At 65.9% G+C, this 914-nt stretch carries 1 protein-coding gene; it reads left to right on the top strand.

Translation table 11 applies throughout. The features are described 5' to 3' along the window. Nucleotides 1-914, top strand: a 914-nt coding sequence (locus ABNF97_RS33960; RefSeq protein ID WP_349341073.1) for an IS256 family transposase, incomplete at both ends; no start/stop codon positions are given.

The raw sequence follows: 914 nt of genomic DNA, 5'->3' as shown, positions 1-914 counted from the left end.
GTGTGCTGGAGTCGGCGTTGGACGGTGAGATCACCGACCACGTCGGCTATGACAAGCACGATCCGGCGGGTCGGGGCAGCGGGAACACTCGTAACGGCAGCCGGGCCAAGACCGTGCTCACCGATGTCGGGCCGGTCGAGGTCCGGGTCCCACGCGATGCCGCCGGGACGTTCGAGCCGCAGATCGTGCGCAAGCGTCAGCGGCGCCTGACCGGCGTCGACGACATGGTGCTGTCGTTGTCGGCCAAGGGTCTGACCCACGGGGAGATCGCCGCGCACCTGGCCGAGGTCTACGGCGCCGAGGTGTCGAAGCAGACCATATCCACCATCACCGACAAGGTCATGGACGGCATGGCCGAGTGGCAGAACCGGCCTCTCGACAGGGTGTATCCGGTTGTGTTTATCGATGCTATCAACGTCAAGATCCGCGATGGTCAGGTTGCGAACCGGCCGATCTACCTGGCCATGGCGGTCACTGTCGACGGGCACCGCGACATCCTGGGGATCTGGGCTGGTGACGGCGGCGAGGGCGCCAAGCACTGGCTGCATGTGCTCACCGAGCTGAAGAACCGCGGCGTTCAGGACGTGTTGATGCTCGTCTGCGACGGGCTCAAGGGCCTGCCGGACGCCGTCGCGACGGTGTGGCCCCGCACGATCGTTCAAACGTGTGTAGTCCACCTGCTGCGCAACTCGTTCCGCTACGCGGCCCGCCAGGACTGGGACAAGATCGCCAAGGCGCTCAAGCCGGTCTACACCGCGGCGACCGAGGATGCCGCGACTGAACGGTTCCTGGAGTTCGCCGAGGCATGGGGCCGCAAGTACCCGGCGATCGTGAAGCTGTGGGAGAACGCCTGGGCCGAGTTCGTGCCCTTCCTCGCCTTCGACGTGGAGATCCGCAAGGTCATCTGCTCCACG

The sequence above is a fragment of the Plantactinospora sp. B6F1 genome (genome assembly GCF_040120695.1).
GTDB lineage: Bacteria > Actinomycetota > Actinomycetes > Mycobacteriales > Micromonosporaceae > Plantactinospora.
Note: the sequence above shows the minus strand (reverse complement) of the source record. Positions and strands in the feature narration are given on the sequence as shown.